Annotated in this window: 15 protein-coding genes and 1 pseudogene; 2 read left to right on the forward strand and 14 right to left on the reverse strand. The window is 70.6% G+C overall.

The window, feature by feature from the left end:
* The 12 genes and pseudogenes from Q9S78_RS00005 to Q9S78_RS00060 all read right to left on the reverse strand — a co-directional run.
* Positions 1 to 733: pseudogene (locus Q9S78_RS00005) on the reverse strand (cytochrome b/b6 domain-containing protein); the annotation flags it as partial.
* A gap of 6 nt (positions 734 to 739) precedes the next feature.
* Positions 740 to 1,729 carry an electron transfer flavoprotein subunit alpha/FixB family protein gene (locus tag Q9S78_RS00010; RefSeq protein ID WP_311867999.1) on the reverse strand — a complete coding sequence of 330 codons (990 nt, stop codon included), beginning with the start codon at positions 1,727 to 1,729 and terminating at the stop codon, positions 740 to 742.
* An 18-nt stretch (positions 1,730 to 1,747) separates the two neighbouring features.
* Positions 1,748 to 2,524 carry an electron transfer flavoprotein subunit beta/FixA family protein gene (locus Q9S78_RS00015; RefSeq protein ID WP_311868001.1) on the reverse strand — a complete coding sequence of 259 codons (777 nt, stop codon included), beginning with the start codon at positions 2,522 to 2,524 and terminating at the stop codon, positions 1,748 to 1,750.
* 78 nt (positions 2,525 to 2,602) lie between these two features.
* Positions 2,603 to 3,007, reverse strand: a complete 405-nt coding sequence (locus tag Q9S78_RS00020) for a RidA family protein (RefSeq protein ID WP_311868003.1) — start codon at positions 3,005 to 3,007, stop codon at positions 2,603 to 2,605.
* Positions 3,004 to 3,780, reverse strand: coding sequence for an enoyl-CoA hydratase-related protein (locus tag Q9S78_RS00025; RefSeq protein ID WP_311868005.1), 777 nt, complete (start codon positions 3,778 to 3,780; stop codon positions 3,004 to 3,006). Before Q9S78_RS00025 ends, Q9S78_RS00020 begins: the two co-directional genes overlap by 4 nt.
* A gap of 29 nt (positions 3,781 to 3,809) precedes the next feature.
* Positions 3,810 to 5,006: a thiolase family protein gene (locus Q9S78_RS00030; RefSeq protein WP_376716520.1), complete on the reverse strand. Its 1,197-nt coding sequence runs from the start codon at positions 5,004 to 5,006 to the stop codon at positions 3,810 to 3,812.
* Positions 5,007 to 5,097: 91 nt separating this feature from the next.
* Positions 5,098 to 6,939 carry a hypothetical protein gene (locus Q9S78_RS00035; RefSeq protein ID WP_311868011.1) on the reverse strand — a complete coding sequence of 614 codons (1,842 nt, stop codon included), beginning with the start codon at positions 6,937 to 6,939 and terminating at the stop codon, positions 5,098 to 5,100.
* A gap of 107 nt (positions 6,940 to 7,046) precedes the next feature.
* Positions 7,047 to 8,237: a bifunctional 2-methylcitrate synthase/citrate synthase gene (locus Q9S78_RS00040; RefSeq protein WP_311868013.1), complete on the reverse strand. Its 1,191-nt coding sequence runs from the start codon at positions 8,235 to 8,237 to the stop codon at positions 7,047 to 7,049.
* Between the two features lie 22 nt (positions 8,238 to 8,259).
* Positions 8,260 to 9,159 (reverse strand): methylisocitrate lyase, encoded by a 900-nt coding sequence (gene prpB / locus Q9S78_RS00045; protein ID WP_116227516.1) that lies wholly within the window; start codon positions 9,157 to 9,159, stop codon positions 8,260 to 8,262.
* Positions 9,160 to 9,319: 160 nt separating this feature from the next.
* Positions 9,320 to 10,846 (reverse strand): MmgE/PrpD family protein, encoded by a 1,527-nt coding sequence (locus tag Q9S78_RS00050; RefSeq protein ID WP_311868016.1) that lies wholly within the window; start codon positions 10,844 to 10,846, stop codon positions 9,320 to 9,322.
* A complete protein-coding gene (locus Q9S78_RS00055; protein WP_091356953.1) occupies positions 10,843 to 11,514 on the reverse strand; it encodes a GntR family transcriptional regulator in 672 nt (223 codons plus the stop codon). The genes Q9S78_RS00050 and Q9S78_RS00055 overlap by 4 nt, the downstream gene beginning before the upstream one ends.
* A 57-nt stretch (positions 11,515 to 11,571) precedes the next feature.
* Positions 11,572 to 12,180, reverse strand: a complete 609-nt coding sequence (locus tag Q9S78_RS00060; protein WP_116227519.1) for a TetR/AcrR family transcriptional regulator — start codon at positions 12,178 to 12,180, stop codon at positions 11,572 to 11,574.
* A 66-nt stretch (positions 12,181 to 12,246) separates the two neighbouring features.
* On the opposite strand from Q9S78_RS00060, the gene Q9S78_RS00065 reads away from it, so the two are divergent.
* Together Q9S78_RS00065 and Q9S78_RS00070 are read left to right on the forward strand one after the other, a co-directional pair.
* The gene (locus Q9S78_RS00065; protein ID WP_116227520.1) at positions 12,247 to 13,224 is read left to right on the forward strand and encodes a zinc-binding dehydrogenase; all 978 of its coding nucleotides are present in this window, start codon (positions 12,247 to 12,249) and stop codon (positions 13,222 to 13,224) included.
* A gap of 49 nt (positions 13,225 to 13,273) precedes the next feature.
* Complete coding sequence (locus Q9S78_RS00070; protein ID WP_018187438.1) at positions 13,274 to 13,807, forward strand: ribonuclease H family protein; 534 nt, start codon at positions 13,274 to 13,276, stop codon at positions 13,805 to 13,807.
* 1 nt (position 13,808) lies between these two features.
* Here Q9S78_RS00070 and Q9S78_RS00075 read toward each other — a convergent pair whose 3' ends face one another.
* Positions 13,809 to 14,285: an NUDIX hydrolase gene (locus tag Q9S78_RS00075; protein ID WP_311868020.1), complete on the reverse strand. Its 477-nt coding sequence runs from the start codon at positions 14,283 to 14,285 to the stop codon at positions 13,809 to 13,811.
* Between the two features lie 16 nt (positions 14,286 to 14,301).
* Positions 14,302 to 15,315 carry an aldo/keto reductase family protein gene (locus Q9S78_RS00080; protein ID WP_018187440.1) on the reverse strand — a complete coding sequence of 338 codons (1,014 nt, stop codon included), beginning with the start codon at positions 15,313 to 15,315 and terminating at the stop codon, positions 14,302 to 14,304.
* Between the last annotated feature and the right edge of the window lie 74 nt (positions 15,316 to 15,389).

A 15,389-nucleotide genomic window follows, 5' to 3' on the forward strand; every position in this document is an offset into this window, starting at 1 on the left:
AGGCGATCACCAAGGCGATCAGGTTCATCGGCGCCGGGGCGGCGGGCGCCGGGGCGGCGGGCGCGGCGGGCTTGGGCTCCGAGGACGCCGAGACTGCATCCGCGCTCCGAGACCGCGGCGCGAGACCGCTGTCTGGGCCCCCACGTGCAGTCTCGCGAGACGGGGGCGTGGCGCGCCGGGCGGGCGTGGTCTCGGCGGGGGGCCAGGCGTCTCCGCCGGCGGCGCGCGGGAGGCCGCGGCGGACCGCGCCGGAGCCTGCGTCGTCCGCCGAGGCCGCGGCTGCGGAGGCCGCAACGGTGGAGGCTTCGACTGTGGAGGCCACGGGGGCGGATGCCGCGGGCTCAGCCGCGTCGTCCACGACCGGGTCCGCTCCGTGGCCATCAGCCTCGCGAGGCGCGTTCTCGACGGCGGGGACGGCCGGGGTCGCGGCATCCGGCGCCGTCGACGCCGCGGGCGGCCAGGCCTCGCCACCCGGCGCGCGCGGGAGCCCCCGGCGTGTCGCAGCACCTCGAGCCGACGCGTTCTGCATCGACGCGGTACCGGTGGGCGCAGTTTCCGTCGGCTCGACGGCAACGGCTGGCGCGCCGGGCGCGGGGGGGTCGACGGGCGCGGGCGGGTCGACGGGCGTCGGTGCGACCGCCACCGGCGCAGGGGCCGCCCCGGCGGGCGGCCAGGGGTCGCCGCCGGAGGCGCGCGGGAGTCCGCGGCGCACGGAACGCGCGTATGTCGCCATCCGCTCCTACTTCTTCCCCGCCTCGAGCGCCGCGATCAGCTGCGGCACGACGGTGAACAGGTCCCCGACGACACCGAAGTCGGCGATGTCGAAGATCGGTGCGTCTCCATCTTTGTTCACCGCGACGATCGTCTTCGCCGTCTGCATACCCGCCTTGTGCTGGATGGCCCCCGAGATGCCGAGTGCGACATACAACTGCGGTGACACCGAGACACCGGTCTGGCCGACCTGGTACGAGTAGGGGACGTAACCGGCATCCACTGCAGCGCGGGACGCTCCGACGGCCGCGCCCAGAGCGTCGGCGAGCTGCTCGACGAGGGCGAACTGGTCGGCCGAGCCGAGCCCGCGCCCGCCCGACACGACCTTCGCCGCGCCGCGGAGTTCCGGGCGGCTCGAGACGGCGACCGCCTCGTCGAAGCCCGTGATGGCGGCGGCGGGCGCTCCGGATGCCTCGACCTGCAGCCCGACGATCGTCGGCGCGTCGACGGCCTCGGACCGCGCATCGATCGACCCCTGCCGGACCGTGACCACGAGCGGTCCGTACGTCGCCCCCGCGGTGACGTTGTAGGCGCCGCCGTAGACGGAGTGCTGCGCGAGCACGCCGTCGTCGTCGCGCGAGACGCCCACGGCGTCGACGCAGAGGGCCGCAGAGGTCCGGGCAGCGAACCGTCCCGCGACGTCCCGGCCTTCGATGGAGTTGGAGATGAGGACGGCGTCCGGCTGCACGAGAGCGGATGCCGCGACCACCGCGTCGACGATCGGTACCGTGAGCGCGGCGTCGGCGCCGCCGAGCCCGGCGGTCAGGACGGTCGACGCGCCGAGGGATCCGGCCGCGGCGGCGAGGTCGGCGTGCCGGGACTCGTCGGCCACGAGGAGGACGACGGGGGCGCCGATCGAGGCGGCGGCGCCGATGAGACCGGCGGCGGAAGCGGCCAGCTCCCCGCCGGGGGTCACGTCGAGCCAGACGAGGACGGCGTCAGGGGCGAAGTCGGTCACGATGTTCTCCTCGGTCTCTCACGCCAGCCGGTTCTCGAGCAGGAAGGCTGCGAGCTTCTCGCCGGCATCCCCCTCGTCGACGATCTTCGTCCCCGCCTGCCGCGGCGGCTTCTGCGCGACCGCGGTCATGATGGACTGCGGGGCGGATGCCGGGTCGACGTCGACGTCGAGATCGGCGAGCGACAGCACCTCGAACGGCTTCTTCTTCGCCGCCATGATGCCCTTGAAGTTGGCGAAGCGGGCGTCGGGCAGCGCCTCGGTGATCGAGATGACGGCGGGCAGCGTCGCGGTGACCGACGCGGTGCCGAAGTCCGTCGCGCGCGTGCCGCTGACGGCATCCGTCGTGATCTCGACGGCGGACAGAGCGGTGGCCTGCGGGACGCCGAGGTGCTCGGCGAGCATCGCGGGGAGCACGCCGCCGGCGCCGTCGGTGGACAGGTTGCCGGTGATGACGAGGTCGAACCCGGTGCGGCGGAGAGCTGCGGCGAGGACGCGGGACGTGACGCCGAGGTCGGCGCCGCGCAGCGCATCGTCGGTGACCTGGACGGCGGAGTGAGCCCCCATCGCGAGCCCCTTGCGGAGGGAGGCGGTCGCGGCATCCGATGCCATCGTCATGACGACGACCTCGGTGCCCTCGTTCGCCTCGGAGTACGTGAGGGCGGCTTCGAGAGCGCGCTCACCGATCTCATCGAGGACACGCTCGGATGCGTCACGCGCGGCGAGCCCCGTCTCGAGATCGAGCGTGCGGTCACCCCAGGTGTCCGGCACTTCCTTCAGCAGGACGACGATCTTCATTGACTCCTCCTCGGTATCGCCTCAGAGTCTACGGTCGGGCGCGAGGCTCCCGGTCGGGCCGCGACGGCGGCGGGCGGCTCAACCCCCACGGACCGCCGCAACGGCCTCGATCTCGACCAGCTGATCCTCGTACCCCAGCGCTGCCACGCCCATCAGAGTGCTCGGCACGTCATGCTCACCGAAGGCCTCGCGCACGACGTTCCACGCCGCCACGAGGTCGCGCCGGTCCGATGAAGCCACCAGAACCCGCGTCGACGCGACATCGGAGAGGGACGCACCAGCGGCATCCAGCGCGACGAGCATCGTCTCGACGCAGCGCTGAGCCTGACCCGCCACATCACCGACCGCGACCGTCGACCCGTCGTCGGCGAGCGGGCACGCACCTGCGAGGAAGATCAGGTCGGCCCCCGCCTCGACGTATGCCGCATACGCATACGGCGCCGCCGCAAGACCCTCGGAGCGCACAAGGCGGACGGCGCTCATCGGTGCCGGAACTCCGGTGCGCGCTTCTCGCGGAAGGCGGCCATGCCTTCCTTCTGGTCCGCGGTGTCGAACAGCCCGGCGAACGCCTGCCGCTCGAACCGCAGCCCCTCCGCCAGTGTCGATTCCACGGCGACGTCGAGCGCCGCCGTCGCCGCGTACAGCGCGGGCAGCGGCTTCGACGCGATGGTCTCCGCCGTGCGCTGCGCATCGTCCAGAAGCTCCGCCGCCGGCACGACGCGCGAGACGAGGCCCGACCGCTCCGCCTCGTCCGCCGTCAGCTGCCGCCCCGCCAGCACGAGTTCCGCTGCCTTGAACGACCCGATCGCCCGCACGAGCCGCTGGGTCCCGCCGAGCCCCGGGATGACCCCGAGACTGATCTCCGGCTGCCCGAACCGAGCCGAGTCGGCCGCGAGGATGATGTCGCACATCATCGCGAGCTCGCACCCGCCGCCGAGCGCATAGCCTGCCACCGCGGCGATGGTCGGCGTCCGCACCGCTGCGAACCGCGACCACTGGCCGAAGTGGTTCGCGAGCAGCATCTCGCTGCCGCTGAGCGCCTCCATCTCCTTGATGTCCGCGCCGGCTGCGAACGCCCGCTCGCTGCCGGTGACGACGATGGCGCCGATCCCGGCGTCGGCGTCGAAGGCCTCCGCGGCATCCACGACATCGTGCATGACCTGCGCATTGAGGGCGTTCAGCGCCTCGGGTCGGTTGAGGGTGATCCACCCGACGCGTCCGCGCGTCTCGGTGAGGATGGTCGCGTAATCCGTCATCCCTTCATGCTCGCAGATGGATGCCTCGGTCAGGCGTCCCAGCGTCGCAACAGCGCAGCGAGCGCCTGGCCGCCGCCGATGCACATCGTGACGATGGCGAACTCTCCGCCCGTGCGCTGCAGGGTCAGCGCCGCACGGACGGTCAGGATGGTGCCGGTCGCACCGACGGGGTGGCCCAGCGCGATCGCCCCGCCGTAGGGGTTCGTCCGCTCCGGGTCGAGCCCCGTGTCGCGCATGACCGCGATCACCTGCGACGCGAACGCCTCGTTGAGTTCCACGGTCGCGACGTCTGCAGGGCTCAGCCCCGTCTGGGCGAAGAGCTTCCGCAGCGCGATCGTCGGCGCGTACCCCATGATCGCCGGGTCGAGCGCCGCGGTCGTGACGGCCTCGATGCTCGCGAGCGCGGGGAGTCCCTCGGCGCGCACGTCCGACTCCCGCATCAGCACCGTCGCGGCGGCGCCGTCGTTGATCCCCGAGGCGTTCCCCGCGGTGACGGTGCCGTCCGGGGTGAATGCCGGACGCAGCCGGGCGAGCGCCTCGAGCGTCGTGTCGGGACGCGGGTGCTCATCCCGTGTCACCTCTACGGGCCGTCGATCGGTGGTCGTCGTGGCGACGATCTCTTCGGCGAAGGCGGCGCGGGCGGCATCCGTCGATGCGCGGCGCTGGGACTCGAGGGCGTACGCGTCCTGCTCGGCGCGCGTCACTCCGAAGCGCTCGGCCACGGTCTCGGCGGTCGTACCCATGTGCCGCCCGCTGAACGGATCGGTGAGCATCGCGAGGGTGCCGTCGAGCAGCCGGCGGTGTCCGAGCGTTGCTCCCGAGCGGGCGTCCATGTCGTAGAACGGCATCCGCGTCATGTTCTCGGCGCCGCCGGCGACGGCGACATCGATGCCGCCCCAGCGCAGCTCCTGCGCCGCCGACCAGATCGACTGCAGCCCCGACCCGCACAGCCGGTTCACCGTGAAGGCGGGAGTGTCGTCGGCGAGGCCTGCCGCGAGCGCGATGCGTCGAGCGATGTAGGCGTCGCCGGCGACCTGACCGATCGTGCCGATGACCACCTCGCCGACGCGGGACGGGTCGACCCTCGAGCGGTCGAGAGCGGCGGACACCGCCTGCGCGCCCAACTCGTGTGCGGGTGTCCCTCGGAAGGCGCCGTCGAAGCGGCCGACGGGAGTGCGCGCCCCGGCGACGATGACGATGCGCTCCGTGCTCGTGGTGTCCACCATGGCCTCATGCTCGCAGACCGCGCCGACGCCGTACATACGACCGCGCCGCAGCCTTTGACGAGCTGCAGCGCGGTCGCCGGGATCGATGACGTCAGCGCGTGGCCGGGACCTCGAACCGGAGGAACACGGATGCCCCGTTGCCGATCAGCACCGTGGGTGCGACGATCGTGGCCTCGCCGGCCTTCCTCGGCCCCGCCGTCGACGTGTACCACGTCTCCCGCGTGATGACATCGGAACGGTAGTTGTCGTCGAGCCCCGCGACGAACTGCGCGAAGGACCGCGGGTCCGGCCCTTCTCCACCGAACTCGTCGTCGGCGTCCGGGGCGAACAACTCGACCTGGTACGTGCTGCGCACATCCTTCGGCACGGTGACCGTGAACGGCGCGTACTCGGTCACCTTCTTCGCACCGGGAGCCGGCGCGAGCACCGTGCGGAACGAATACGACCCGCCACGAGCGGCCTTCAGGACGCTGCCCGAATCCACCGTCACCCACCTGCCGCTCTTCAACATCTGCACACCGCTGAACGCCGCCGCCCGGTAATCCGCCTCGAAACGCGTCAGGACGTTCACCGACAGGATCCGCACATCCTCGAACGGGTTGCTCTGCAGCGCCGCCACATCATTCGCGACACCATCACCCACGTAGTAGGGCAGTTCGGAGGGGCTCGCGTAGCGGTTCACGTTCTTCAGGGTCGCCGTCGCACCGTTGGCCCGCTGATACGTGATCGTCCACTCGACCCGCGCAGAGCCCTTCTGCACGTTGTCGAGCATCCGGACCGCCTCGTTGCCCATCTGCGCGTACGCGGCGCCGGGGATGAACCCCGGCTCGGACACCTTCGTGACCGTCGTGTTCTTCAGGGTGCCGTAGGCGCTGGTGGTCCGGATCTCGATCGTCGGAGCGGGCACGCCGAGCTTGCCGCGGATGCCGGCGGTCCGATCGTCGAGGAGCTTGCCCTTGACCCGGCCGATCGCGCTGACCATCTTGTACGAGCCGGCGGAGTCGGGGACGATGCGCGCCGCCGATGCGCCGTGGATGCTGGCGGAGAGAGCCGAGTTGCCGCTGCCGGGGTGGCCGTAGGCGAAGACCTCCGTGCCGCAAATGGCGGTCACGGTGCCGACGCTGGCCTCGGTGACGGCGCCGTAGCCGTACGACATCGCGATGTTGCCGCCGACGACGATCGGATAGTCGGCCGCGCGATTCTCGCCACCGGGCACGGCGAGGCCGCCTGCCACCGCGCCGCGGAAGCCGGGGATGCGTTCACTGAGTCTGTCGGTGGCGTCGTCCAGGTCACTCGCCGACGTCCCGATCGTCACTCGCACCGGCTCGATGCGGCGAAGCGTGCTGCTGCGACGAGCCGTCGACTTCTCGTCGGCCATCCGCTCGACGGTCTGCGTCTGCGACGGGCTGAGCGTCTTGGATGCCGGCAGTGCGCCGATCGCCTTCATGTACGCGGCCGGCGTCACCCCCGCGACGTTGTCGGGGAGCGAGCTGAAACCGTACGAGACCGCGCCGAGCAGGGCGCCGTCCGCGTCGTAGACGGGCGAGCCCGATGCCCCGGCCCACACGCCCGCGGCGAGCGAACCCGACGTGCCGTTGACGATGTCGCCGTCGAGCTTGACGAGGAGCAGATCGCGCGGCTTGCCCGCGGCATCCGTCCCCAACGCGTTGTCGAGCTTGCCGATGTACTCACCGGTGAAGGTCGTGGGCTTGGTGCCCTTGACGGTGGAGCGCCAGGTGACGGGCTCGCCCTCCTTCAGGCCGCTGATGGGCGAGATCGCCAGGCGCTGGCCCGGCAGATCGCAGAAGAGGTTCGGGTCCGACGAGACGGCGTTCGCCGGCGCCGCCGTGAGTGACGCGATGAGGACGGTGGCGGCAGCGGTCGCCACGGCGACGCGCGAGACCCCCGATTTCCGCGCAGGACGATAGGACATGGTGCGTTCCCCCCAGGGTGACGTGTGCGCGCCGAGACCGAAGGTGCTCGGCCACTGGTCATGCAGATGTCCTGAATACCACGTGGGGCGTCCCGGTGGGGAAAAGATCAGCCCGCGGCCTCCTCCGGCCGCTCCAGCGCCTCGACATCGGCGGCATCCGGGACGTAGCCCTCGATGTGCCGCTCGTCCGAACCGCTGTACGCCGCCAGGGGACGGATGAGGGCGTTGGATGCCTGCTGTTCCATGATGTGCGCCGTCCACCCGGTGATGCGGGCGGCGATGAACAGCGGCGTGAACGTCAGCGTGTCGAAGCCCATGAGGCTGTACGCCGGGCCCGACGGGTAGTCGAGGTTGGGGTAGATGCCCTTGCGCGAGACGAACTCGGACTCGAGCGTCTCGTACAACTCGGCGACGTCGGGCCGGTCGTAGTGCTCGACGAGTGTGTCGAGCGCGGCCTTCATCGTGGGCACGCGCGAGTCGCCGCGCTTGTAGACGCGGTGACCGAACCCCATGATCTTGCGCTTCGCAGCGAGCGCTTCGTCGAGCCAGGCCACGACGGCGTCGGCCGAACCGATCTCGTCGAAGATGTGCATGACGGCCTCGTTCGCGCCGCCGTGGAGCGGTCCTTTCAGCGCGCCGATCGCACCGACGACGGACGAGTACAGGTCGCTGAGAGTGGACGCGATCACGCGGGCGGTGAACGTCGATGCGTTGAACGAGTGCTCGGCGTACAGCACCATCGAGCGGTTGAACGCGTCGACGACGGCCTCATCGGGCTCCTCGCCGAAGGTCATCCAGAGGAAGTTCGCGGCGTACCCGAGGTCCTCACGCGGCTCGACGATCTCCTGCCCCCGGCGGCGGCGCTGACCGTACGCGACGACGGCGGGGAGGATCGCGAACAGGCGGATGCTGCGGTCCAGGTTCTCCGCCGGCGTCCCCGCGGCATCCAGCACGTTCGCGATGCCCGCGGTCTCGAACGCGCCGAGCAGGCTGACGACCGTCCGCGCCTCGTCCATCGGGTGGGCCGAGGTCGGCATCGCGTCGATGAAGGAGCGGATGTCGGCGGGCAGCGCCCGGTTCGCCCGCTCGACCGCCTGCAGTTCGGCGAGCTGGTCGCCGGTCGGCAGTTCGCCGTGCCACAGCAGGTAGGCGACCGCCTCGAACGGCTGCGTCGCCGCGAGCTCCTGTACGGGATACCCGCGGTACAGCAGGGAGTTGGTCTCGGGGTTGACCTTGCTGATCGCCGTCGTGTCGGCGTAGACGCCGGCGAGGCCCTTCTTGATGTCGGGGTCGCTCATGTTCGCTCCTGTTCGTCGACCGTCAGCGGTCGATGCGGAAGGTGAAGACGTTCGTGTCGAAGTGGTTGTACGACTCGTAGTCGATGAGGTCGTACAGGTCGGCGCGGTGCTGCATCTCGCCGAGGCGGGACGTCAGGTGCCCCTCGTCGATCAGCGTATCGAGCGCACGCTCGGCCGCGCCCATCGCGATGCGCAGGAGCGACACCGGCCAGATCACGATGTTCACCCCGACGTCCCGCAGCTGGTCGACCGTGAACAGGTCGCTCTTGCCGAACTCGGTCATGTTCGCGAGGATCGGCACGTCGACCGCCTCGCGCACGGCGGCGAACTCCTCGAGGGTCCGCATCGCCTCGGGGAAGATCGCATCGGCGCCGGCATCCACCAGTTTGCGCGCGCGGTCGGTCGCGGCATCCAGCCCGTCGACGGCCCGGATGTCGGTGCGCGCCATCACGAGGAAGTTCGGGTCGCGACGCGCGTCGACGGCGGCGCGGATGCGCTTGAGTGCCGTGTCCTCGTCGACGACCGCTTTGCCGTCCAGATGGCCGCAGCGCTTCGGGTTCACCTGGTCCTCGATGTGCGCACCGGCGATGCCGGCGTCCTCGAGGGTCTGGATCGTCCGCGCCACGTTCATGGGCTCGCCGAACCCCGTGTCGGCATCGATGATCGCGGGGAGCTCCGTCTGGCGGGCGATCTGCTGGCCGCGGGCGGCGACCTCGGTCAGGGTCGTCAGTCCGATGTCGGGGAGCCCGAGATCGGCGGAGAGGACGGCGCCCGAGATGTAAACGCCCTCGAAGCCCTTCCGTTCGATGAGGCGGGCCGACAGCGGGTTGAACGCGCCGGGGAAGCGCAGCAGCTCCCCCGTCGCGAGCCGCTCGCGGAACAGACGGCGCTTCTCGTGCGCGGGTGTCTGTGCGTACAGCATCAGCGCGCCTCCCTTCCGCCCACGGGGCGTTCCGTATTCAGTCCCGACGAGGTGCCGCCCCCGACGGGCGCCGCGGGATCCCGCGGGTCGAGTAACCCACCCGGCCGCACGCGCGAGCGCAGGGACTGAATACCGAACGCACGACCCATCAGCCCGATCATCAGAAGAGTCCCGTCGGGGCCGGCGCGGTCTCGAGGACGCCCGCCTTCGCGACAAAATCGAGCTCGCGCACCTCATCGGCCGTCAGCTCGGGCAGGCGCTCCACCAGCGCGAGGAACCGGTCGATCTCGGCGGGCTCGAGCACGGGCTCCGCCAGCAGCCGGAACTTGCGCACGTAGTCCGCGCGGGCGAACGGGCGGGCTCCGAGGGGATGTGCATCCGCGACGGCGATCTCATCCACGACGGTCGAGCCGTCGGTCAGCGTGATCTCCACGCGGCCGCCGAACGCCTTCTCGTCAGGGTCCTCCGAGTGGTAGCGCCGCGTCCACTCGACATCCTCGGCGGTCGTGACCTTGTGCCACAGCTCGACCGTGTCGGGGCGGCCGGCGCGCTCGGGCGCGTAGGAGTCGACGTGGTGCCAGCCGCCGTCCTGCAGCGCGACCGCGAAGATGTACGGGATCGAGTGGTCGAGCGTCTCGCGGGATGCTGTGGGGTCGTACTTCTGCGGGTCGCCGGCGCCCGAGCCGATCACGTAGTGCGTGTGGTGGCTCGTGTGCAGCACGATCGAGGCGATGTTGGCCGGGTCGCGGAGTTCGGGCCGCTCGGTGCCGAGCTTGCGGGCGAGGTCGATCCAGGCCTGCGCCTGATACTCGGCCGAGTGCTCCTTCGTGTACGTGTCGAGGATGCCGCGCTTCGGCTCCCCTGCTGCCGGGAGCGGCACGTCGTACGCGGCGTCCTTGCCGTCGAGGAGCCACGCGATGACGCCGTCCTCCCCCTCGTAGATGGGGGACGGCGAGGTCTCGCCGCGCATCGCACGGTCGACGGCCTCGACCGCCATCTTGCCGGCGAAGGCGGGGGCGTGCGCCTTCCACGTGGAGATCTCGCCCTTGCGCGACTGACGCGTCGCGGTCGTGGTGTGGAGAGCCTGGCCGACGGCCTGGTAGATCGTGACGACGTCGAGGCCGAGGAGCGTGCCGATGCCCGCGGCCGCCGAGGGGCCGAGGTGTGCGACGTGGTCGATCTTGTGCTTGTGCAGGCTGATCGCTCGGACGAGGTCGACCTGGATCTCGTATCCGGTGGCGAGGCCGCGGACGAGCGCGGCGCCGTCGGCGCCGACGTGCTGCGCGACGGCCAGGATCGCGGGGATGTTGTCACCCGGGTGCGAGTACTCCGCCGCGAGGAAGGTGTCGTGGTAGTCGAGTTCACGCACGGCGACGCCGTTCGCCCACGCCGCCCACTCGGGGCTCGTGCGGGTCTCGTTGTCGACGCCGAACACCGTCCCACCGTGGCCGTTCGCCGACACCGGGTGCGACAGCGCCTGCGAACGGGCCGCGCTGACGGGTCGACGGGTGAGGGATGCCGCGGCCACCGCCGCGTTGTCGATGATCCGGTTGACGATCATGTCGATGACGTCGGACTCGACCGCGACCGGGTCGACGGCGACCTGGGCGATCTTGTAGGCGAGCTGCTCCTCGCGGGGAAGCGGCTCGTCGCTGCGGTAGACGCGGACGTGGTGGGTGACGGTCATGTCGTTTCCTCCGGGGTGTCGGACAGGGAGTCGAGTATCGAGGTCAGGGCGTTGTGCAGGTGCACGTGCGTCGCGTGCGCGGCGAGGTCGGCATCGCCTGACGCGATCGCGCTCGCGATGAGACGGTGCTCCGAGACGGATGCCGCGAGTCGTTCGGGCTTGTCGCGGGCGAGACGCCGGACGCGTACGAGATGCGTGCGGACGGTGCGCAACGCGGACGTCAGGTAGTCGTTGCCGACGGCCGCGTCGAGCTCCGCATCGAATCGCGCGATGAGCGCGTAGTACGCGTCGGCATCGGAGACGGGCCCATCGCCGGCGTCGACGGCGGCGAAGTCCGCGGCGAGCGCAGCGAAGATCGAGCGGTCCGGCGCACGCGAGGCCAACCGCGCCGCCGTCTCCTCGAGCGCGCGGCGGACGTCGAAGAGCGCGCGGATGTCGTCGACGTCGATGCCGGTGACGACGGTGACCCGCGGCGATGCCTGCTCGACGAGCCCATCGGCGGCCAGACGGCGGAGCGCCTCACGCAGCGGGGTCCGGCTCACCCCGAGCCGCGCAGCCTGCTCGACCTCGCCCAGCACGGCGCCGGGGCGCAGCGTGCCGTCCTGGATCTCGCCCAGCAGCGTCTCGTACGCGCGCACGCCGGCGAAACGCGCGGGGGCATCGGTCATGGCCTCAGTGTATGCACAAGGCGACCCTCCGGGGGCGGGCGAGCCTGAATCGGGAAGTTATGTATACACGGACACGGCACCGGCATCCCATGAGGCGACGGCCGTCAGCACGGCCTCGAGGCTGCGGTCCGCGGCATCCGGATCCACCCTCGCGACGGCAAGCGCCGCGATGACGAGCGATGCGCAGACCTCCGCCAGCGCCGCTCGCGACCCTGCGGAGATCTCGGGTCGCGCGGAGTCGACGCCCGCAGCGATCGCGGATCGGAGCTCATCCGTGTAACCCGTGACGAGCGCACGCACGTCCGGATCGTCGTCGACGACAGGTGCGCACGCGGCGTTGAGCAGCAGGCATCCCGCCTGCGCCCGGGGGGTGCCGCTGGCGATCGCAGCGCGCATCTCGGCGATGTACCGCTCGAGCGCCTCGGGACCGGCATCCGGCTCGCGGAGTCGACCGATGCGCGAGCGCACGACCTCGTCGAGGTACCGCGCGACGACGGCTTCGAAGAGCCCCTTCTTGCTGCCGAAGGCGTGGTAGATGCTCGAGCGCTTCAGACCGGTCGCCTGCTCGAGCTCGCCGATGCCGGTCTCGGCGTAGCCGCGCGCCCAGAAGACATCGCGCGCGGCGCGGATGACGTCGTCGCGGTCGAATGCGCTGGTGCGGCCCATGGTGGATCCTCTCGGTCACTCGTAGTATATTGTACCGATCGTTACACAATGACGCTTGGAGAAAACATGCGCGCAGTCACCCACCCCGTTTTCGGCGAACCGGCCGACGTCCTGGAGACGACGGAGACCCCCGACCCGACGCCCGGCGCCGGTGAGGTCCGCGTCCGCCTCCTCGCCTCCCCCATCCACAACCACGACCTGTGGACCATCCGCGGCACCTACGGCTTCAAGCCGGAACTCCCCGCCCGCTCCGGCACCGAGGCCGTCGGTGTCGTCGAAGAGCTCGGCGAGGGCGTCGAGAACCTGCAGGTCGGTCAGCGAGTCGCCACCGGCGGCACCTTCGGCGTCTGGGCCGAGCAGTTCGTCGCCCGCGCCGCAGGCCTCATCCCCGTGCCCGAGGGCCTTCCCGACGAGCAGGCCGCGCAGCTGGTCTCGATGCCGTTCAGCGCGATCAGCCTCATCGACTTCCTCGACCTCAAGCCCGGCGACTGGATCGTCCAGAACGCCGCCAATGGCGCGGTCGGCCGCATGGTCGCCCAGATCGGTCGCGCCCGCGGCCTCAACGTCCTCGGCCTCGTTCGCCGCAGCGCCGCCGTCGCGGAGCTCGCCGAGCAGGGCATCGACCGCATCGTCGCCGTCGACACCGACGACTGGCAGGACAAGGTCGCCGAGATCACCGGCGGCGCCTCGATCATCGCCGGCGTCGACTCGGTCGGCGGCGAGTCGAGCGGCCACGTCCTCTCGCTCCTCGGCGAGAACGCCACCCTCGTCGTCTTCGGCGCGATGGACGCACCCGTGATGCAGCTCGCCTCGGGACCGGTCATCTTCCGCCACATCACGATCAAGGGCTTCTGGGGCAGCAAGGTCAGCACCGAGATGGATGCCGCCAAGCGCGGCCAGCTGTTCGGCGAGCTCGCCCAGCACCTCTCGTCCGGCGTCCTGACCCTCCCGGTCTCGGCGACCTTCCCGCTCGAGCAGGCGCGCGACGCCGCCCGTGCGAGCCTGACCGCCGGCCGCGTCGGCAAGGTCCTGCTGCGCCCGTGACCCGGGGCCTGTGCGCGGCCTCCGTGCCGCGCACGGGTACCGTGGACCGGTGACCGAAACCTCCCGCTATGTCGTGGCCACCGACGGCGCCTGCAAGGGCAACCCCGGACCGACGGGGTGGGCCTGGGTCGGCGAGGACGGCCACTGGGCCGCGGGCTCGGTCATCCAGGGCACCAACAACGTCGGCGAATTGCTCGGTCTCCTGAAGGCGATCGAGGATCACGCGGATGTCAGCGAGCTCGTCGTCCAGGCGGACTCGAAGTACGCGATCGACACCTACGAGAGGTGGATGGACGGTCACCGACGCCGCGGCTGGAAGACCTCCACCGGTGCGCCGACCAAGAACGTCGACCTTCTCGAGCAGCTGATCGTGGCTCGTGACGCCCGCCGCGCGGCAGGACTTCCCGACGTCGTGCTTGAGCACGTCCGCGGCCACCGGGGTCACGTCCTCAACGAGTGGGCCGACGAGCGCGCCGTGCGCGGGGCGGAACACGCGGCATCCGGCAAGGAATCCGCGTGGTCGTCGCTCGGCGGCAAGCACGAGAAGCTCGACGTGTCCGAGGCGCCCAAGAAGAAGCGCTGACTCAGCGGGCCTGAGCCAGCAGCTCCACGAGCCGATCGAGTGCGGGCCGCTGCCCCTTCACGACGCGTTCACGGGCTCTGGCCAGCGGCATCCACTCTGCGCGATCGACCTCGGGGAATGATGCCGTCCGGCCCGATCGTGGCGGCCACTCCATCTCGAACTCGCCGAAGACGAACGCGTCCGCCTCGAAGCCCGCACCGTCGGCGACGAAGACCGTCACCCGCTTGCCCGACGAGTACGCGAACGTGCCGAGCTCGGCGTAGTCGACCTCGGGCGGCAGGACGCCGAGCTCTTCGTCGAACTCCCGCTTCGCCGCATCCAGCGCATCCTCGCCATCCTCGAGCTCGCCCTTCGGGATCGACCAGGCACCCTCGTCCTTGTTCGCCCAGTACGGCCCGCCCATGTGAGCGACGAACGCCGACACCCCGCCCTCACCGTCGAGACGGTAGAGCAGGATGCCGGCGCTGTGCGTGACCACGGACGGGCGGCGCTCGTCAGATCAGGCGCGACTTCGGCGAGACGGAGTACGTCTCCTCCGGGTCGGTGACCGCTGCCGGCGCGAGCGCATCGTTGATGGCGGCGTACGTGTCGTCGTCGAGCTCGATGCCCGAGGCCTTCACGGTGTCCTCGAGCTGCTCGGGACGCGACGCCCCGATGATCGCCGCGGCGATGTTCGGGTTGTGCAGCACCCAGGCGAGGGCGAGCTGCGGCATCGTGATGCCCGCACCCTCGGCGATCGGCTGCAGCTTCTGCACGGCGGAGAGGGTCTCGTCCTTCATGAAGCGCTTGATCATGTCGGATCCGCCCTTCTCGTCGGTCGCGCGCGACCCCTCGGGGAGCGGCTGACCCGGCTTGTACTTCCCGGTGAGGACGCCCTGCGCCAGCGGCGACCAGACGATCTGCGAGATGCCGAGCTCCTCGGAGGTCGGGACGACCTTGCCCTCGATGACGCGCCACAGTGCGGAGTACTGCGGCTGGTTCGAGACGAGCTGGAAGCCCAGTTCCTTCGACAGCGCGTGTCCGGCGCGGAGCTGCTCAGCGGTCCACTCGCTGACGCCGATGTAGAGCGCCTTGCCCTGGCGGACGATGTCGGCGAAGGCCTGCATCGTCTCCTCGAGCGGGGTCTCGTAGTCGTAGCGGTGCGCCTGGTAGAGGTCGACGTAGTCGGTGTTCAGCCGCTTCAGCGAGCCGTTGATGCCCTCGAGCAGGTGCTTGCGCGACAGCCCATGGTCGTTCGGCCCTTTGGGACCGGTCGGCCAGTAGACCTTCGTGAAGATTTCGAGGGACTCGCGGCGCTGACCCTTGAGTGCCTCGGCGAGGACGGACTCGGCCGCCGTGTTGGCGTATGCGTCGGCGGTGTCGAACGAGCTGATGCCGAGGTCGAGGGCCTTGTGGACCGTCGCGATCGCAGCGTCGTTCTCGACCTGGGACCCGTGGGTGAGCCAGTTGCCGTAGGTGAGTTCGGTGATCTTGAGGCCGCTGTTGCCCAGGAATCGATAGTTGACCATGTCACCGACGCTACTCCCGGGCCTCGTCCGGATTCGCCCCTTGACAGAGTCTCGCCAAACGCGGCGGACGGCGT

This window comes from Microbacterium aquilitoris (genome assembly GCF_031932285.1).
Taxonomy (GTDB): Bacteria; Actinomycetota; Actinomycetes; order Actinomycetales; family Microbacteriaceae; genus Microbacterium; species Microbacterium aquilitoris.